The sequence below is a fragment of the Labrys sp. 22185 genome (genome assembly GCF_052045555.1).
GTDB lineage: Bacteria > Pseudomonadota > Alphaproteobacteria > Rhizobiales > Labraceae > Labrys > Labrys neptuniae.
This window is the reverse complement of record NZ_JBQEPH010000021.1, coordinates 25,564-43,346: the sequence shown is the minus strand read 5'-3', so window position 1 is coordinate 43,346 and position 17,783 is coordinate 25,564. Positions and strand designations below refer to the sequence as shown.

Below are 17,783 nucleotides of genomic sequence, written 5' to 3'. Positions count from 1 at the left end.
AGATCGGGGCGACACCTCCGTAGCCGATGCCGCTTCGTCGTCTCTCCTCAGGACCTGGTCGTTCCGGCCGATCCGCCCGCGCTGACCTGCGGCGGCTTCGACTTGACGGTGACGGTTGCCGTCTGTCCCGCCACCAGGTGAAAGCCTTCCGGCAGCTTGTCGAGTGCCACGCGGATCGGCACGCGTTGGGCCAGGCGCACCCAGGAGAAGGTCGGGTTGATGTTGGCCAGGAGGTTCGAACCATCGCTGCGTTCGCGATCCTCGATGCCGCCGGCAATGCTCTCGACATGGCCGGTGATGACGGCCGGCTGGCCCATCAGATGGATGTCGACCGGATCTCCCACCGCGATCCGGGGCAGCTTGGTCTCCTCGAAATAGCCTTCGACCCGTAGTGAATCGGTATCGAGCAGCGCCGTCACCGCCTTGCCGGCCGAGACATAGTCGCCGGGATTGAGGTTGAAGTTGGTGATCACGCCATTGACCGGCGCCTTGATCTCCGAGCGTTCGAGATTGAGCTTGGCCACGGCCTGATTGGCGAGGGCCTGCTGGTAATTGGCGCTCGCAACATCCTGGCTTGCCAGGGCCTGCTCGATCTTCTGGGCCGAGGCCACGTCCTTGCCCAGTTCGCTGTAGCGCACATAGTCGCGCTTCGCCTGTTCCAGCGTGGCCTTGGTGCCGGAGACGGCCGCATCGGCCTGCTGCAGGGCAAGCTCGAAGCGTTTGGGATCGATGCGGATCAGCACGTCGCCGCGATGGACTTCCTGGTTGTCGCGCACCAGCACTTCACTGACCAGGCCGGACACGTCCGGCGTGATGCCGACGATATCGGCGCGGACATGACCATCCCGGGTCCAAGGGTCGTTCATGTAATAGTCCCACAACCGCCAGCCGAAGCCGGCAGCGATGACGACGACAATGAGGGTGATGAGGACTCGCCCCAGCGAGGCAAAAAAGCGTTTCACGACACGAACCGTTGAAAGATGGAAAACAACCCGCTCAGCACGATCACGAACAGTGCGAGATCGAACAGGGAGCGGTGCCAGACCAGGCGATAGACGCCAGCCCTGGCCAATACAGAACGAAGCAGAAGATTGGCGATGATGGCGACGAGCGCGAGGATCATCAGGCTCGGTACATAGACGCCAAAGATATCGATGTCGGCGTTCACGATGCGAGCTCCAGTTTGGGAAGGATGGGCATGGCCACGGGCGCGGCGAGGTTCACGGGCGCCGGCGAGGCGGGAAAGAGGGCGCGCCGCAGGCCGACGAGCGCCTGCACCGCATTCCGCCGCACGCCCGGCTCGACTCCCTGGGCGAAATCCGACAGGGCCTCGTCGATGGCACCCAGCAACGAAGGTGGCGGATCGACCGCCCTGCCCGTCGCCGCCCGCGTGCCATAGAAGCGGGCAATGGCATCGAGCACTTGCTGCAGGCGCCGACGTTGCGCCGATGACAGCTTGCCGCGCAGCCTCTGCAGGTCGAGCACGTTGATGCCGACCCGCAGTTCCACCAGGAGATCGGCCGCCGCAACGTCCTCGCTGACACCCTGTGCCAGCCGCGGCACCAATTGACCGAGCCGATCGAAGACCCGGCCGGCGAAGGCCTCGGCATCGGCGTTGCGCCCACCGCGCGAGGTCGCGGCAATATCCGCCCAGCCGGCCTTGACCAGGCGCTTGGCGACCATGGCCGCCCCGAAGGGCCTGGTGGCCAGGGTCCAGACCAGGGCGAAGGCACCGCCGAGGATCGAGGCGACGGACGAGTTCATGAATGCCGCGAACTCGGCACTGTAATTGGCCTGCAGCCCGACGAAGGACGCCGTGTTCACCGCGAGCAGCATGGCGATCATGTTGAACTGCGGGCGCGACACCAGCGTCCCGACAAGGATGAAGGGTACGGCAAACATCACCACCAACCCGACATAATCATGGGCCAGCGGCAGCAGGGCGAAGAGGTACACCGCCGACAAGCCGACGCTGATGGTCATCCATATCGTGAAGCTGCGGATCTGGCTGACGGGATTGTCGATAGCGGCAAAGAAGGAGCAGCCGACCGCCGTCATGATCACGCAGCCCGATCCCTCGCTCCAGCCGGTCCATATCCACATCAGGCCGGACAGGATGGTGGCGAGCGCCACGGAGCCGACCTGGAAGGCCAGCAGTGCATAATCATAGTGGCTGACCTTGCCGACGGTCCGACGCATGCGGAAGGTCGGGCGCCAGCGGCTGATACGGTCGCCGAGTTCGATCTGCCGCTGCAACTGGCGGCAATCTTCCCATAGATCGACCAGTTCCTTCATGCGCTCCAGAGTGCTCGACAGCACCAGGGCCGGCCATTGCGCCTCCTGGGCATCATCCGGGTCGACCTTCGGCTCCAGTGCGGCAATCGCGGCGAGCAATTGATCGGCCTCACCGCGTTCATTGCCCTCGCCCGAGCGCATCCAGTCGAGCAGGCGGGCACGCAAGGCCTCGATGCCGACGATCTCGCCGCCCGCCTCACGCAAGGCAGCCAAGCGGTCGTCCAGGGAAGACAGCAGAGGCAGCAGCAACGCCATGCGCCCCCGTAGCTCATGGGCAACGCGCACGGTGGCCTGGTTCGCCGTGTCGTAGCTGAGCTGGCTGATCAGCATGTCCATGGCGCGGATGTCGCTGGCCAGCCGCTGGCGTTCGAGCGTCGCGCCGGCTCCATTGTCGTCGGTCAGTACGGCGCTTGCCCAGGCTCCCGCATCGCGCAGCCACCCCTTGATCTGCTGCCCGAGCACCGGCCCGATCCGGGCCGGGAAGAACAGGGAATTCACCAGGGCGGCACAAACGATACCGAGCGTGATCTCTTCGGCGCGCGAAACAGCGACGTCGAAGATGGTCTCGGGCGCGCTGACGGCCGGCAACGCGATCAGGGGAAGCGTATAGCCTGCGAGCATGAAGACATAGCTGCGCGGCGTGCGGTCCAGCAGGGAGACGAACAGGAAGACACCGGTCCACAGGCCGACCACGATGACGAACAATTCCGGCGCCGACGAGAAAATGGGCAGCAGCAGGATCGATCCGGAGGCGCCGATGAAGGTGCCGAGGGCCCGATAGAGCGCTTTCGACGTCGTGGCGCCAGCCAGGGGATTGGCAACGACATAAACAGCCGCCATCGCCCAGTAGGGGCGCTCCAGCCCGGCGGCCAACGCGATATAGAGTGCCAGCATCGAGGCCGAAAAAGCCTTGAGCGAGAAGATCCAGTCCCGAACGGTTGGCAGGGCGAAGCCGGCGGTCATGTCGCCGCCTCCGCCTGCTGACGGGCCGACGCCTCTTCGATGGCGCGGAAAACGCGCAGCGTGGCCTCGATATCGTCCTGCGAAAGATGACCGAGAATGCGGGTACGCAAGCCGACGAGTTCCTGCTCGATCACGCTTGTTACCCGTTCGCCCTCGGCCGTGAGCCAGAGTGTCTTGGCCCTGCGATCCGCACCTTCGCGCCTCTCGATCAGGCCGCTGGCGCAAAGCTGGTCGAGCAGGCGCACCAGGGAAGCTCCTTCGATGCCGATCGCATCGGCGACCTCGGTCTGATTTACGCCGCCGCCCATGCGCTCGATCTGGATGAGCGGCACCGCCGCGGCGTCCGAGACGCCATGGGTCGCGACGATATCATGCACCAGGCGGCGCCAATGGCGGCCGATCTGTTGGGTTTTGCCGGTCAATGCGAAACGCAAGGCGTCAATCTTTTCCATGTCTAATAATTAGCATCCTAATTAAAAGCATGCAAATTATTTATTGCAACAGATATCGCCGCCAAAGAGAAAGCCTCCTGACATCATCTGTCAGTCAGGCGTATAGAATGATGGCTCCACGTCAGATGAGACGCCATGGCCAGAACGAGCCGCCTCCTCTCGCTCCTGCAGATCCTGCGCGGCAAGCGCCGTCCGGTGACGGCGGCTTCCCTGGCCGAGGAACTCGCCGTCTCAGAACGAACGCTCTATCGTGACATCGCCGAACTGGTCGCGCAGGGCGCTCCCATCCAAGGCGAAGCCGGCATCGGCTACATTCTGCGCCCCGGCCTGTTCCTGCCTCCTCTGATGCTATCGGAGGACGAGACCGAGGCCATCGTGCTCGGCCTGCGCTATGTCGAACAGCGCGGCGACGACACGCTCGGCAAGGCGGCGCGCGAGGCACTTTCCAAGATCGAGGCGGTGTTGCCGCCTGCTGCGCAGGAAATCGCCCGCAACCCCGTCGCCCTGCCGGGGCCCAGCCGGAACGCCTTTCCCGACAACAAGGTGGCTATCGAGGTATTTCGCAGTGCCATCCGCGCCCAGGCCAAGCTTCGCATCGACTATGGCGACCTCAATGGCCAGGCGACCACCCGCGTGATCTGGCCGATCGCCATCGGCTTCATGAATGAGGCGCGCATGCTGGCCGCCTGGTGCGAGTTGCGTGAAGACTTTCGCCATTTCCGTACCGATCGCATCGCCGCAGCCAGCGAGATCGGCGAGCGCTATCCGGGGCGACGCAGCCAGCTGGTGAAGGCCTGGCGGGCCGTGATGGACCAAATCGCCAAGCGCTAGCCTCGCTGGCCGGTACCGGCTCTTCTTCTTCCTTGCCTCGCCCCGGCAAACCGGGCAAACGGCCCTCATGCGCATTCTCGTTCCAGGCGGCTACGGCTTGATCGGCTCGGCCATCGTTTCGGCCCTGCTCGCGGCCGGCCACGAGGTCACGGGTCTTGGTCGTTCCGTCGGCCAAGCGCGCCTGCGCGAACCCCGCGCGCGGTGGCTTCAGCACGATCTCCAGGACCTCGTCAGCGCCGAGGCCTGGCGTCCTCTCCTTGACGATGTCGATGCCGTGATCAATGCAGCGGGCGTGCTGCAAGACGGCCCCGGCGACGATGTCATGGTGACCCAGTCACTCGCCATGGTCGCGCTTTTCGAGGCCTGCGAGCAGGCCGGTGTAAAACGCTTCGTCCAGATCTCAGCCGTCGGCGCCTCGCCCGATGCCGCCACCGTGTTCATGCGCAGCAAGGGCATTGCCGACGAGGCGTTGGAAGGCTCGTCGCTCGACTGGACCATCCTGCGGCCCGGCCTGGTGCTGGGCTCGTCGGCCTATGGCGGCAGCGCCCTGCTCCACGCCCTGGCCAGCCTGCCCGGCTTCATTCCGCTGCCTCCAGCGCCATCGATCCGCAGTGTAGCGCTCGATGACGTCGCCGCAACGGCGCTGGCCGCGGTGGAAGCACGTCTGCCGCATCGGCGCATCTACGATCTCGTCGAGGACAGGGCTCATAGCCTCCGGGACATCGTTGCTGCCTTACGGGCCAGGCTCGGTCTGCCTCCCGCCCGTTTTGCCCGCTGGCCCCTGTGGATCTTCCGGCTCGGCTTTTGCCTCGGCGATCTGGCGGGCCTGCTCGGCTGGCGTCCGCCGATGCGCACCACCTCGCTCGACCAGATACTGTCCGGCATCGACGGCGATCCGACACCGCTCGGAGCAGCAAACGGCCGCTCGCTCAAGGCCCTGCCGGAAATCCTCGAAGCCGTCGGCGGCACCGTGCGCGAACGCTGGTTCGCCCGCCTCTTCCTGCTCAAGCCGGTGATCATCGCGACACTGGGCTTGTTTTGGCTGCTTTCGGGCCTGATCGGCCTCTTTGCGGCAGATCAGGCCGAAGTCGTGCTGACGATACGGGGCTTTTCGCCCGCGATGGCGGCTCTCTTCGTGCTTGGCGGCGCCATCGTCGACATTCTTCTCGGCGCCGGCATATTCTGGCGACGAACCATGCCGGCCGCCGCGACGGGCATGATCGGCGTCACCCTGGCCTATCTCCTCGCCGGCAGCCTGTTCACGCCCGATCTCTGGCTCGACCCGCTCGGCCCCTTCCTCAAGACGCTGCCGGCAGCCGTTCTCGCTCTGGTCGCGCTCACCATCAAGGATGCGCGATGACCTATGCCGACCTGCTCCTCTGGCTCCATGTCATCGGTGCCACCGTGCTTCTGGGCACCGGCGCGGGCATCGCCTTCTTCATGCTCGTCGCCCATCGCACCGACGATGCCCGGCTGATCGCCCATGTTGCCGGCACCGTGGTTACGGCGGACCTTCTGTTCACCGCCACTGCCGTCGTGCTGCAGCCCCTCACCGGCGCCTTGTTGGCCCAGGAGATCGGCTGGCCGTTGAGCTCGCCCTGGATCGTGCTGTCCCTGGGGCTCTACGTCTTCACAGGGCTGTTCTGGCTTCCGGTTGTGGTCATCCAGGTCAAAATGCGGAATCTCGCCAGAAAAGCCGTGCAAGAGAATTCCTCTCTGCCGCCAGACTATTACAGGCTTTTCCGCATCTGGTTTGCCTGCGGCTTTCCGGCCTTCATCGCCGTGCTCGCCATTCTCTGGCTGATGCTGACCAAGCCGCAATTCGGATAGTACAAGCCTGGCTTGCTTGTCTGCGAACCCGCAGAGACCTATACCCTCAGGCACGAATACGGCCACCAATGGCGGAGGGACCATGCGCATCCTGGTTGTCGGTGCCGGAGCGACAGGCGGCTATTTTGGCGGCCGGCTAATGCAAGCGGGCCGTGACGTCACCTTCCTGGTTCGCCCCGCGCGGGCGGAAAAGCTGCGGACGGAGGGCCTCAGGATCGTCAGCCCCTTCGGCAATGCCGAGTTGGCACCAAAGCTGGTTACCAGCGGCGGTATCGCCGAGCCCTACGACCTCGTGCTGCTTGCCGTGAAGGCCTACGGGCTGGAGGCCGCGCTCGATGACATCGCACCCGCCGTCGCTTCCGAAACGATGATCCTGCCGGTTCTCAACGGCATGCGCCACGTCGATGTCATCAAGGCCCGCTTCGGCGAAAAGGCGCTGCTCGGCGGCGTCTGCCTGATCGCCGCCACCATCGACGACGAGGATCGCATCATACAGCTCACGCCCATGCACAACCTCATCTATGGCGAGATGAGCGGCGAACGGTCCAAACGCATCGAGACGGTCGATGCGACCATGCAGGGGGCCGGTTTCAACGCCAAGCTTTCCGAGGATATCGAGCGCGACATGTGGGGCAAGTGGATCACGCTCGCCAGCCTGGGCGGCATCTGCTGCCTGATGCGCGGCTCGGTTGGCGAGATCGAGGCGGCACCCGGCGGCCTGGCCTTCGTGCTGCGCTTCTTCGACGAGGTGGTGAGCGTGGTGAAAGCCGTGGGTAAGCTGCCGGGCGAGCCCATCCTGAACATGGCATGCTCGATGCTGACCCAGAAGGGCTCGGTCATGGCTTCCTCCATGTATCGCGACCTGCAGAAGGGCGCGCCGATCGAGGCGGACCAGATCATCGGGGATCTGCTGGCGCGCGCGCAGAAGGCTGGAATGGAAACCCCATTGCTGTCAGCGGCTTATACAAATCTGGCGATCTATCAGAACAGGTAGCCGAGAGCGAATATCGGCCGACGTCCGCCCGAATAGTGACCGCAGGCACATGGCGGATCGCGCCGTCCCCCGCCTAGCCTGTTCCCAACCTCATCTGGGACGGGAACAGCGATGACAACGGCAGGCGCGCAGACAATCGGCAATCCCATCGTCATCGGCATCGATGCCGGCGGCACCATGACCGACACGATCCTGGTCGACGGCAACGGCCACTTCAAGATCGGCAAGGCGGCGACCACGCCGCGCGACGAATCGGAAGGCTTCATTATCTCGGCCGCCGATGCGGCCGAGGCCTGGGGCATCTCGCTGGACGATCTGTTCTCCGGCATCGACGTGGTGCTCTACTCCGGCACCGGCATGCTCAACACCCTGCTTTCGCGCACGGGACGCAAACTCGGCCTGATTACCACCAAGGGCCTGGAGGATATGATCCTGATGGGCCGCGGCCTGCAGGCCTGGGCCGACTATTCCTATGCCGATCGCCTGCATGCGATCACCCACCACCACCCGGATCCCCTGGTGCCGCGCCGGCGCACCCATGGCGTGACCGAGCGTGTCGACCAGTTCGGCGATATCATCATCCCGCTCTACGAGCACGAAGTCGTGGCGTCCGTACGCAAGCTGATCGCCGACAAGGTCGACGCCATCTGCATCATGACGGTGTTCTCCCACGTCAATCCCACGCACGAAAAGCGCATCGCCGAGATCGCCCGAGAGGAGATCGCCAAAGCGGGCGCCGAGATCCTGGTCTATACCAGCCATGAGGTGCGCCCCGTCATCCGCGAGCAGTCCCGTCTCAACTCGGTGCTGATCGAGGCCTATGCCACCTCGCGCGGGCGCAAGCAGTTGAAAGGCATCGAGGACATCTCGAAGAAGCACGGTTACCGCTATCGCGTGCAGACCCTGCTCTCCTTCGGCGGCCTCACCTCGATCGATCATCCCCGCCTGCACGAGACCATGATCTCCGGCCCGATCGGCGGCATTCTCGGTGCCGCCTATGTCGGCAAGTTGATCGGCAACGACTCGCTGATCTGCTCGGACATGGGCGGCACCTCTTTCGACATGGGGGTGATCACCCGCGGCCAGACCCGCATCGAGAACGAGCCGATCATGGATCGGTTCAAGCTCAACGTGCCGACGCTGCATCTCGATACCATCGGCGCCGGGGCCGGCATGATCCTCAAGGTCGACCCGCTGACCCGGAAGATCAGCCTCGGTCCCGAGAGCGCCGGTTCCGATCCCGGGCCGATCTGCTTCAATCGGGGCGGTACCCGCCCGACCATTGCCGATTGCGACGCCATACTTGGCCGTCTCAACCCCGACTATTTCCTCGGCGGCAAGGTGAAGCTCGACGTCGAGAAGGCGACCAGGGCCTTCAAGGAGCAATGCGCCGACGTCCTCGGCGTGCCCCTGCATGAAGCCGCCGAGGGCATGATCCACATGCTGGAGGACGACGCCAACAACGCCTTGCGGCGCGTGATCTCCGGCCAGGGCATCCACCCTTCCGAATTCACTTTGCTCTCCTATGGCGGCTCGGGGCCACTGCACCTGGCCGGTTGCAGCCGCGGCATCGGCTTTCGCGACATCATCACCTTCCAGTTCGCCGCCGCCTTCTCGGCCTTTGGCTGCACCACGGCCGACTATATGCGCCGCCACTCGATCTCCACCCAGATCGACATTCCCAGTGCCGCCGGCGAGGACGAACTGGCCGCTCATGCCGCACGCATCTCAGGCGTCTGGAAGGAACTGCGGGAAGCCGCGATCGCGGAGATGGTGGCCGATGGCCATCCGCGCGAGAAGGTCCGCACCGTTCCCTTCCTGATGATGCGCTATACCGGCCAGCTCGAAGACGTCGAGGTCGCCGCCCCGCTCGACCAGGCTCAAACGGCCGACGACATGCGCCGGATCATCGAGGCCTTCGAAACCGTCTACGGCAAGATCAATCATCGGGTCTCGCGCTATGGCGCCGTCGGCTATTCGGTGATGGAGCTCGGCCTGATCGCCACCGCCGACAAGGTCAAGCCGGTGCTGGTCAAGCGCCTGCTCGGCGGCGCCGATCCCGCTGCCGCGCATAAGGGCCGCCGCGAAGCCTATCTGGGCGGGCGCTGGCACAAGGCCAATCTCTACGAGATGGACGATCTGCAGCCCGGCCACGAAGTGAAGGGCCCGGCAATCATCGAACACCCCGCTACCACCCTGGTGGTCCACCCCGGCGACAGCGTCTTCGTCGACGAATGGACCCTCCTGCATTACCGCCACGGCTGACGTCTCTACCCTCCCCTGGAGGGGGAGGGTCGGACCGAAGGTCCGGGGTGGGGTGAGAACCTCCACCCGTCGAGCAAGCAAGATCCATGCGGCATCTTGGATATGTCGCCCCGCCACCCCACCCCGAGGCTTCGCCTCGACCCTCCCCTCCAGGGGGAGGGTGGAAGATGAGGACACCATGCTGGACCACGTGAAAGCCCACATGCCGCTTCGCGAAAGGATGCTCGAATCCGAGCGTCTGATGGAGGAGACCGGCTGCTATGACGGCATCACCGCACTGCAGCTGCGCAGGCAGGATCCGCTGAAATTCGAGACCCTCCACACCAAGCTGCGCGCCTTCTGTGTCTCCGCCCGTGAAATGGCGCGCCGCATCTCCGCCTCGCCCGGCGTGCGTGAGGTCGGCGAGATGGTGGTTGCCATCTACACGCCGGAGGGTGATGCCATCGCACTCTCCAACGGCATCATGGTGCATGTCCACACGATGAGCCGCTTCATCAAATGGATGATCCGCGAGGGTTACGAGGCCAATCCCGGCATCCGCCCGGGCGACATCTTCGCCAACAATGACGCCTTCATCGGCACGGTGCAGGTGCCCGACGTGATGGACGTGGTGCCGATCTTCCATTCCGGCGAACTGATCGGCTGGGCCGGCGCCGTCTGCCACGAGCTTGAAGCCGGCGGCATCACCCCCGGCGGCGACGTCTGCCTCGCGCAGGAGCGCTTCACGGAAGGCCTGTTCGTCTGCGCCGAAAAGATCGGCGAGAATGATGAGATCCGGCGCGACTACGTCATCCGCTGCGAGCGCAATCTGCGCATGCCGATCTACTGGGTGCTGGACGAGAAGGCCAAGGTCGCTTCCTGCATCGACATGCGCGAGAACCTCATCGCCCTCGTCGACGAGATCGGCCTCGACTACTGGAAGCAGATCTCCAAGGAATTCATCGAGGAAGGCCGGCTTTCGCAGCTGGCCCGCACGCGCCAGCTCACCGTGCCCGGCATCTATCGCGGCCACACCTTCTATGGCCATGTCACCGAGGGCAAGCCGGGCTTCCAGCCGCTGGCCGATCCCAACTGGCTCTACAACATCCCGGTGGAGATGGAGATCACCACCGAGGGCAAGATCAAGCTCGACTTCGAGGGCACCCAGCCCTGGGGCTACCACTCGATGAACTGCACGCCCGCCGGCATGGATGGCGGCATGTTCGTCACCCTCACCCAGCACATGAACTTCGAGGGGCTGGTGAATGACGGCGCCTGGCTCGCCACCGAGCTGAAGATCCCCAAGGGCACCTGGACCAATCCCGACAATGAGATGGTGGCGACGGCGACGTCCTGGGCCCTGCTGCTGCCCGCCTATGGCGTGTTCCAGCGCCTGCTCTCGCGCGGCTTCCTCGCCCGGGGCTTCATCGAGGAGGTGTTCGTCGGTCAGGTCAACTCCCCGATGATCGAGATGGGCGGCGAAAGCCAATACGGCACTTTGTTCGGCATGGCTCATTTCGAATGCGCCGCCGCCGGCTCCGGCGCTCTCGCCATCAAGGACGGGCTCGACACCGCCTATGTCGGCTGGAACCCGGAATCCGACATGGGCAATATCGAGATCTGGGAACAGAACATGCCGATGCTCTATATCGGCCGTTCGATCCTGCCCAACTCCGGAGGCGCCGGCAAATATCGCGGCGGCTGCGCCTTCATCTCGACCTGGCTGGTGAGCAAGTCCAACCATCTGCGCCTGGTCACCTCCGAGCATTCCTCGCGCGTGTTCGACAATGGCGGGCTGTGCGGCGGCTATCCCGCACCGACCTGCCAGATGCACCGGGCCGTGCGCGATACCAATCTCGCCGAGATCATCGCCGAGAAGCGGCCCCTGCCTCATACCATCGGCACCGACCCGGCCCATTCGGACCTGGAAAAACTGGTCGAGGGCCGGCACGTCACAGAGGAAGGTCCCTATATCACCGCCCCGCATAAATCGGGCGACATCTTCACCCACTCCTATAATGGCGGCGGCGGTTATGGCGACGTGCTGGAGCGTGATCCGATCAAGACCGCGCAGGATGTGGAGAACGGCTTCCTGACGCCGGAGGCAGCCGAGCAGGTGTTCGGCATCGTCATCCGCGAAGTCCCGCAGACGGATCGGCTGGAGGCCGATCTTGCCGCCACCGCCGCCTTGCGCGAGAAGATGCGGGCCGAACGCATCACGACGTCCGTGCCTGTTTCGGCCTGGATCGCCGAGGAGGCCAAGCGTGTCGCCGCCTGCGACTTCGCGCCCGAGGTCGCCAAGATGCATGCCAATGCGATGAAGCTTTCACCGCGCTTTGCCGCCGACTTCCGCAAGTTCTGGGGGCTGAGCGAGGACTTCACCGTGAAATATTGAACGCCGCAATCACCCTCCCCTGGAGGGGGAGGGTCGGACCTAAGGGCCGGGGAGGGATGAGAAATCTCGTCCCGTCTTAACTGCTCCCATCGAAGAACCGTGCCACTTCTCACCCCACCCCGACGCTGAAGCGTCGACCCTCCCCCTCCAGGGGAGGGTAAGAAGAGATCTCAGCATGTCCAGCTATCCCAAGGAAACCATTCGCGAACTCGTTGCAGGTACCCTGCCCTGGCACCAGACCCGGCAGATCATGAGCGCCTACAAGGACGATGACCGTTTTCAGACCTATATCCAGGTCCTGCAGGAGCGAATGGCCTGGAAGGACCCGATCCTGCTGCCGGTCGGCGACCACCTCTTCATCGCCGACACGCAGAATGGCCGTGTCACCAAATGCGAATGCGGCCAGGAGTTCGGGCATTACAAGAAGAACTGGAAGCTCGGCGCCCATATCCGCGTGCGGCGGACCAAGGAGGCCCTGCGCGAGATCTATCCCAATTCCGATATCCCCGATCCGGAATGGATGGAAATACGCGAATTCCTCTGCCAGTCTTGCGGCACCCTTCACGAGGTCGAGGCGGCCGCTCCCGGCTATCCCATCGTCCATGACTTCGAGCCGGACCTGGAGGGCTTCTATCGCGAATGGCTCAAACGGCCCCTCGAACCGGAAGGAGAGAGCCGGTGAGCAGGCGGCCCAACATTCTCATCCTGATGGCCGACCAACTGGGCGCTCCGGCGCTCGGCGTCTACGGCCATCCGATCGTCAAGACCCCCAACCTCGACCGCATCGCCAAGGGCGGTGCGGTCTTTGACAATTTCTACTCCAACTTCCCCCTCTGCGCCCCCGCCCGCTTGGCCCTGATGACGGGGCGGCTGTGCTCGAACATCCAGGCCTGGGACAATGCCGCGCAGATCCCGTCCGATGTTCCGACCTTTGCCCACTACCTGCGCGTGCTCGGCTACCGGACCTGCCTGTCCGGCAAGATGCACTTCATCGGCCCAGATCAGTTGCACGGCTTCGAAGAACGGGTGACGACCGATATCTGCCCGTCCGACTTCAACTGGACGGCCGACTGGGACGATCCCTGGCGGACCATGGACTGGTTCCACAACATGAAGAATGTCAGCGATGCCGGCATCGCCGAACGGGCCCTGCAGCAGGACTATGACGAGGAGGTCGCCCACAATGCCCGGCGCTGGCTGTTCGATCAGGCGCGCGATAGCGACGATCGCCCCTTCCTGCTCGTTGCCTCCTTCACCCATCCGCACGATCCCTATGTGACGCCGCAGCGCTTCTGGGATCTCTACGATCACGACAAGATCGACATGCCCCGCGTGCCCTTCATTCCGCCGGCCCAGCGGGACGCCCATTCCCGGCGTCTGTGGGAGCAATATGACCGCGGTGAATTCGGTGTGGGGGACGAGCATGTGCGCACGGCCCGCCACGCTTATTACGGCAGCGTGTCCTATCTGGACGAGCGCGTGGGCGAGGTGCTCGATGCGCTCGAACGCTCCGGGCACGACAAGGACACCATCGTGATCTTCCTTGCCGATCATGGCGACATGCTGGGAGAGCGCGGGCTCTGGTACAAAATGAGCTTCTACGACTGGTCGTCGCGCGTGCCGCTGCTTATGGCCGGCCCCAACGTGCCGGCAGGCGCCCGCATCAAGGCGAATGCTTCGCTCGTCGATATCCTGCCGACCCTGGTCGAGATCGCCGCCGGCCCGGAATGGAACGATTACCCCGAGCGCCCCGACGGGCGCAGCCTGCTGTCCCTCCTGAGGCAGGATGCAGACGATCGCATCGCTGTCAGCGAATTGATGTCGGAAGGCGTGGCGGCCCCCTATGTGATGCTGCGCAGGGGCCGCTACAAATTCACCTATGTCGAGCACGATCCGCCCCAGCTCTTCGACATGGAAGCCGATCCGGACGAGATGCATGACCTCGCGGGAGATAGTGGTCATGCGGACGTGGTGCGAGACATGCTCGGCGAGGTCGAGCGCCGATGGGACATGCCGAGGCTCAAGCGGGAAATCATCGCCAGCCAGCGTCGGCGCCGCCTCGTCTACAAGGCACTGACCACCGGCAAGGTCACGCCCTGGGATTATCAGCCCTGGAGCGACGCATCGTTGCAATATTATCGCGGAACGAAGTCGTATCACGAGGCCGAGGCCCGTGAATTCATTCGGCCATAAGGGAAGACCATGACCAGCTTGAAAGGGCGTACCGCCCTGATCACCGGCGGCCTCACCGGCCAGGGCCTTGCCATCGCCCAGGCTCTAGCTGGAGCCGGTGCCAATGTCGCGGTCGGTTCCTATATCGGCGAAGGCGCGCGCCAGGGCGATGCCGCCGCCTATCCCGCTGAGGCCGAGCTGCAGCGCGTACGCGCCATGCTCCAGGCCGAGGGCGTCAAGGTGCATGCCGGCCATCTCGACGTGCGCTCCAGCGAGGTCATCGACGCCTTCATCCAGGCCGCACAAGCCGCCTGCGGCCCCATCGACATCCTGGTGAATGCGGCCGGCACCACGGCCGAGCAGCCTGTCAGCGGTCATTCCGACGCGCTCTGGGAGAAGATCCTCGACACCAACCTCACCGGGGCCTTTCGCACCACACGCAGCCTCCTGCCGGGTATGATCGCGCGCGGCTGGGGGCGCATCATCAATATCGGTTCGACGGCCGCCAGTGTCGGCTGGAAGGACAACCCGGCCTATTGCGCCTCCAAGTCCGGCCTGCTGGGCCTGACGCGCTGCGTGGCACTGGAAGGGGCACCGCATGGTGTCACGGCCGTGATGATCTCGCCGACCTGGGTGGAGACCGAGCTGATGCGCCGCAACGTCGCCCAGGTCGCCGAGCGCGAAGGCAAGGGAGAAAGCCTGGAAAGCGCCATGGCGCGGATTGCCGGCCAGAACCCGCAGCAGCGCATCATCCAACCCGGCGAAGTGGCTGGTCTCGCAGTCTTTCTCTGCAGCGAGGCTGCGAAGGGCATCACCGCCGAAAACATCCAGATCACCGGAGGCGCGCTCTGGTAGAGAGCTTCAGGGAACGCTACCCTCCCCTTCGGCTACGAGTTCGCCGGTCAATAAACGTATTGAATTGGCTCGGCCTTTGTCATTGCCGGGCTTGACCCGGCAATCCAGCCCCCTTCCGGTTATCGAAGTCGGGGCCGCTGGATGCCCGGGTCAAGCCCGGGCATGACAAAGGCAGCGTCTCACTTATTGTAAGATAACGCTTATAGCCGAGCGTCACTTCGGCGTGGAAGGCTGCGGATGAAATCGACCCTGATCGCCTCCGGCCTGCCGCTTGCTACCGTCAATGCCGCTATCGGAGAGGCCGCCCGGCTGGTGGGAACATCCGACTTCTATGCCGCCCTGCTCGCGGCCTTTCGTTCCCTGGTCTCGCACGACATCGCTACCATGGTGCGCTACTCGGCGGTCGGCCGGCCGAGCTTCCTCATGCATCACGGCTTCTCGGATGCGCTGGCCCGCCAATATGAGACGACCTTCCACGTCTTCGACCCGTTCCATCGCTATTGGGTGCAAACCGAACGGCCGGGCGTGGTCAGCCTCGACATGTTCCCGGCCACGGCAACCCGGCAGAGCCGCTATGTCCGCGAATTCCTGCAGGAATCCAGCATCACCGACGAACTCGGCTACTTCCTGCCTGCGATGGGACGGGCCAGCGTCGCCCTGTTTCTCGAACGCCGTATCGGCCGTTTCCTCGAGAGCGAGCGAGCGGCGATGGAGGATTTCTACCCCCTGTTCGCCGGGCTGGAGAGCGCGCATGTCAATGCCGTCCTCGCGGCCGCGATCGGGCGCGGCGCAGGCGGCGTCTCGCTGCCGCTGGCCATCATGCTGCGCGATCTCGAAGGCTGCGTCATTCACGCATCCGAGGCCTGGCGGGACTTGGAGAGCCGGAATACCAACCTGCGGCGCGCCGCCGAACGGCTGACGGCCGAGAATGCCGGCGAGGCTGTACTGGACGACGCCACCGTTCTGCACAGGACTCGTATCTCGCCGGCCCATAGTTCCGCGCCGGAGGGCTGGCTTTTCACGGTGGAGAAATCGGCGTCCTCTTCAACAGATTACGACCAGGCGATCATCTCCAAGCTCAATCCGACCCTCACGCCTCGGGAGATCGATATCGTCAAGCTGGTGCTCGAAGGTCACCCCACCGCCACCATCGCCCAGCGTCTCAAGCTCCAACGCGGCACGGTGAAGAACCACCGGCTGCGCATCTACGAAAAACTGGACATCACCTCAGAGCGGGAACTCTTCCTCACCTATATCCAGGCGCTGCAGCGGCACAGAGCGAACGGGTAGGCTCCTCAGAAGAAAAGTTCGTCTTTACGGTATGATAACCATAAAATTCGAACCAAATCATCCGCTTCGCGATGAGGTGGCGAGGCCACCCGGCGATGGCTTCTGGCGAATTCCCTCGCCTTCGAGGACAGATTTCAAATCGAATAAATTCAACAATATCAATATATTGCTTGAATATTCGGAAGCCCCCGCATCGCCGCGACGGCTGGCGATGTCACGGCGGGATGCCCGCTTACCAGCGCAGCAGACGACGGCCGGCAACATATCCGACGATAGTGACGATAGCGGTGGCCAGACTGTACCAGGTGGCGACGAAGAGCGGGCTGTCGTCCACGCAATGGCTGGCATAAAGGGTCGCCGCGATGCCGCTCGCAGCAAGACCCGCTACCGCCCCGGCCCTGCCGGGATTCTCCGGAGCACCCTGGCGCAGAGCATAGAGAATGCAGGCCAGCGGCCCGAGCGCCAGCAAGGGTATCAGCATCAGGCAGTAACGGGCATTGACGCCAATCCAGCGCGCTCCCCAGCTCGCGGACGGCATGACCATCAATTCCACAGCGACTGCGGCGGCCAGGAGCAGGGGCGCGACGATCAAGGCAAGGCGCCATCCCCCTGATCCGGCGCCCGGCCGGACCAGGCGCAGGATCAGGCCACCGGCCGAAACGGCCAGGGACGCCGTCACCACAAATTTGAACAGAAAGCGCCACGTCTCGGCGGCTGCAGCGATATCGGGACGGGGTCGGAACCCCACGAAGAAAAGCACGGCCGAAAAAGCCGTACCGACGATCACCGCCAACGCAAAAACCCTGCCGAGGGACCATTTGATCGGCGCATCCTCGGAAATGGCATTGATGAGATCGTCGGTCTTCACGACTGGTCACTCCGATAGAGCGCTGCGAGCTTCTTGAGGCCTCGATGCAGGGCGACGCGAACGGCTACCTCCGTCATCGACAGCCGTCCAGCCATCTCCCGGATGCTGACGCCACCGAGGGAGATGCCTTCCACGATGTCCCGCTGCGGTGGTTTCAGATGCGCCAGCATTTTCTCGGCCTCATGCTGTGACAGTCCTGATGCCGGCTCCTCCGCCTCGAGAACCTCGATCACGTCCTCGATCGGCACCATCACCTGCCGCCCCCTGCGGCGCATGGTATCGATCATCTTGTTGCGCACGATCGCCGACAACCAGGGACCGAGCGGGCGCGAGGAATCCCAGGTTCCGCGCTTGAGGTGAATGGCGAGCAGCACTTCCTGGACGACATCCTCGATTTCCGCCGGCGGCGCGCCGAAGCGCTCGCAATAACGACGCGCCGTCCCGCGTAGATAGGGCGTCGCAGCCTGCAGGAACCGCCGATAGGCCGGTGCATCCCCGGCGATCGACTGCCGCAACCATGTCGCCCACTCCTCTTCGCGCATGGGATTATGCACGCGCCATCCTCTCTACGGTCGGTCTCACGGCTTTGTTACT

General features: G+C 64.1%; 16 protein-coding genes. 10 read left to right on the top strand and 6 right to left on the bottom strand.

Annotation, left to right across the window (positions count from 1 at the left end; genetic code table 11):
* Positions 1–47 precede the first annotated feature (47 nt).
* From ACTJKX_RS28470 to ACTJKX_RS28455, 4 genes are read right to left on the bottom strand one after another with little or no spacing between them, the layout of a single operon-like run.
* Positions 48–962 carry an efflux RND transporter periplasmic adaptor subunit gene (locus ACTJKX_RS28470; RefSeq protein ID WP_394308298.1) on the bottom strand — a complete coding sequence of 305 codons (915 nt, stop codon included), beginning with the start codon at positions 960–962 and terminating at the stop codon, positions 48–50.
* The gene (locus ACTJKX_RS28465) at positions 959–1,168 is read right to left on the bottom strand and encodes a DUF1656 domain-containing protein (protein ID WP_068295920.1); all 210 of its coding nucleotides are present in this window, start codon (positions 1,166–1,168) and stop codon (positions 959–961) included. The genes ACTJKX_RS28470 and ACTJKX_RS28465 overlap by 4 nt, the downstream gene beginning before the upstream one ends.
* Positions 1,165–3,258 (bottom strand): FUSC family protein, encoded by a 2,094-nt coding sequence (locus ACTJKX_RS28460; RefSeq protein WP_394308296.1) that lies wholly within the window; start codon positions 3,256–3,258, stop codon positions 1,165–1,167. Before ACTJKX_RS28460 ends, ACTJKX_RS28465 begins: the two co-directional genes overlap by 4 nt.
* A complete protein-coding gene (locus ACTJKX_RS28455) occupies positions 3,255–3,710 on the bottom strand; it encodes a MarR family winged helix-turn-helix transcriptional regulator (RefSeq protein ID WP_311935193.1) in 456 nt (151 codons plus the stop codon). The genes ACTJKX_RS28460 and ACTJKX_RS28455 overlap by 4 nt, the downstream gene beginning before the upstream one ends.
* 135 nt (positions 3,711–3,845) lie before the next feature.
* On the opposite strand from ACTJKX_RS28455, the gene ACTJKX_RS28450 reads away from it, so the two are divergent.
* The 10 genes from ACTJKX_RS28450 to ACTJKX_RS28405 all read left to right on the top strand — a co-directional run bounded on the left by ACTJKX_RS28450 (position 3,846) and on the right by ACTJKX_RS28405 (position 16,321).
* On the top strand, positions 3,846–4,541 hold the full coding sequence (locus ACTJKX_RS28450; protein WP_311935195.1) for a helix-turn-helix transcriptional regulator: 696 nt from the start codon (positions 3,846–3,848) through the stop codon (positions 4,539–4,541).
* 67 nt (positions 4,542–4,608) lie between these two features.
* A complete protein-coding gene (locus ACTJKX_RS28445; protein WP_440727301.1) occupies positions 4,609–5,901 on the top strand; it encodes an SDR family oxidoreductase in 1,293 nt (430 codons plus the stop codon).
* On the top strand, positions 5,898–6,371 hold the full coding sequence (locus ACTJKX_RS28440) for a DUF2269 family protein (RefSeq protein ID WP_394308292.1): 474 nt from the start codon (positions 5,898–5,900) through the stop codon (positions 6,369–6,371). Before ACTJKX_RS28445 ends, ACTJKX_RS28440 begins: the two co-directional genes overlap by 4 nt.
* Before the next feature lie 82 nt (positions 6,372–6,453).
* Positions 6,454–7,365, top strand: a complete 912-nt coding sequence (gene panE / locus ACTJKX_RS28435; RefSeq protein WP_440727300.1) for a 2-dehydropantoate 2-reductase — start codon at positions 6,454–6,456, stop codon at positions 7,363–7,365.
* Positions 7,366–7,476: 111 nt separating this feature from the next.
* On the top strand, positions 7,477–9,630 hold the full coding sequence (locus tag ACTJKX_RS28430) for a hydantoinase/oxoprolinase family protein (RefSeq protein ID WP_440727299.1): 2,154 nt from the start codon (positions 7,477–7,479) through the stop codon (positions 9,628–9,630).
* A 178-nt stretch (positions 9,631–9,808) separates the two neighbouring features.
* Positions 9,809–12,004: a hydantoinase B/oxoprolinase family protein gene (locus ACTJKX_RS28425; RefSeq protein WP_440727298.1), complete on the top strand. Its 2,196-nt coding sequence runs from the start codon at positions 9,809–9,811 to the stop codon at positions 12,002–12,004.
* Between the two features lie 175 nt (positions 12,005–12,179).
* Positions 12,180–12,686 (top strand): acetone carboxylase subunit gamma, encoded by a 507-nt coding sequence (locus ACTJKX_RS28420; RefSeq protein ID WP_440727297.1) that lies wholly within the window; start codon positions 12,180–12,182, stop codon positions 12,684–12,686.
* Positions 12,683–14,197 (top strand): choline-sulfatase, encoded by a 1,515-nt coding sequence (gene betC, locus ACTJKX_RS28415; RefSeq protein WP_440727296.1) that lies wholly within the window; start codon positions 12,683–12,685, stop codon positions 14,195–14,197. The genes ACTJKX_RS28420 and betC overlap by 4 nt, the downstream gene beginning before the upstream one ends.
* A 9-nt stretch (positions 14,198–14,206) precedes the next feature.
* Positions 14,207–15,031, top strand: coding sequence for an SDR family NAD(P)-dependent oxidoreductase (locus ACTJKX_RS28410; protein WP_440727295.1), 825 nt, complete (start codon positions 14,207–14,209; stop codon positions 15,029–15,031).
* A 237-nt stretch (positions 15,032–15,268) separates the two neighbouring features.
* On the top strand, positions 15,269–16,321 hold the full coding sequence (locus ACTJKX_RS28405; protein ID WP_440727294.1) for a response regulator transcription factor: 1,053 nt from the start codon (positions 15,269–15,271) through the stop codon (positions 16,319–16,321).
* A 232-nt stretch (positions 16,322–16,553) separates the two neighbouring features.
* Here the strand turns inward: ACTJKX_RS28405 and ACTJKX_RS28400 are convergent, their stop codons facing one another.
* Positions 16,554–17,189: an NrsF family protein gene (locus tag ACTJKX_RS28400; RefSeq protein WP_440727293.1), complete on the bottom strand. Its 636-nt coding sequence runs from the start codon at positions 17,187–17,189 to the stop codon at positions 16,554–16,556.
* Positions 17,186–17,731: a sigma-70 family RNA polymerase sigma factor gene (locus ACTJKX_RS28395; RefSeq protein WP_440727323.1), complete on the bottom strand. Its 546-nt coding sequence runs from the start codon at positions 17,729–17,731 to the stop codon at positions 17,186–17,188. Before ACTJKX_RS28395 ends, ACTJKX_RS28400 begins: the two co-directional genes overlap by 4 nt.
* Between the last annotated feature and the right edge of the window lie 52 nt (positions 17,732–17,783).

What these genes read in the sequence shown, in the direction of transcription:
- ACTJKX_RS28460 (WP_394308296.1), bottom strand. Translation starts at nt 3,258, where the DNA reads ATGACCGCCGGCTTCGCCCTGCCAACCGTTCGGGACTGGATCTTCTCG.
- ACTJKX_RS28455 (WP_311935193.1), bottom strand. Translation starts at nt 3,710, where the DNA reads ATGGAAAAGATTGACGCCTTGCGTTTCGCATTGACCGGCAAAACCCAA.
- ACTJKX_RS28450 (WP_311935195.1), top strand. Translation starts at nt 3,846, where the DNA reads ATGGCCAGAACGAGCCGCCTCCTCTCGCTCCTGCAGATCCTGCGCGGC.
- ACTJKX_RS28445 (WP_440727301.1), top strand. Translation starts at nt 4,609, where the DNA reads ATGCGCATTCTCGTTCCAGGCGGCTACGGCTTGATCGGCTCGGCCATC.
- ACTJKX_RS28440 (WP_394308292.1), top strand. Translation starts at nt 5,898, where the DNA reads ATGACCTATGCCGACCTGCTCCTCTGGCTCCATGTCATCGGTGCCACC.
- panE (WP_440727300.1), top strand. Translation starts at nt 6,454, where the DNA reads ATGCGCATCCTGGTTGTCGGTGCCGGAGCGACAGGCGGCTATTTTGGC.
- ACTJKX_RS28430 (WP_440727299.1), top strand. Translation starts at nt 7,477, where the DNA reads ATGACAACGGCAGGCGCGCAGACAATCGGCAATCCCATCGTCATCGGC.
- ACTJKX_RS28425 (WP_440727298.1), top strand. Translation starts at nt 9,809, where the DNA reads ATGCTGGACCACGTGAAAGCCCACATGCCGCTTCGCGAAAGGATGCTC.
- ACTJKX_RS28420 (WP_440727297.1), top strand. Translation starts at nt 12,180, where the DNA reads ATGTCCAGCTATCCCAAGGAAACCATTCGCGAACTCGTTGCAGGTACC.
- ACTJKX_RS28410 (WP_440727295.1), top strand. Translation starts at nt 14,207, where the DNA reads ATGACCAGCTTGAAAGGGCGTACCGCCCTGATCACCGGCGGCCTCACC.
- ACTJKX_RS28405 (WP_440727294.1), top strand. Translation starts at nt 15,269, where the DNA reads ATGAAATCGACCCTGATCGCCTCCGGCCTGCCGCTTGCTACCGTCAAT.
- ACTJKX_RS28395 (WP_440727323.1), bottom strand. Translation starts at nt 17,731, where the DNA reads ATGCGCGAAGAGGAGTGGGCGACATGGTTGCGGCAGTCGATCGCCGGG.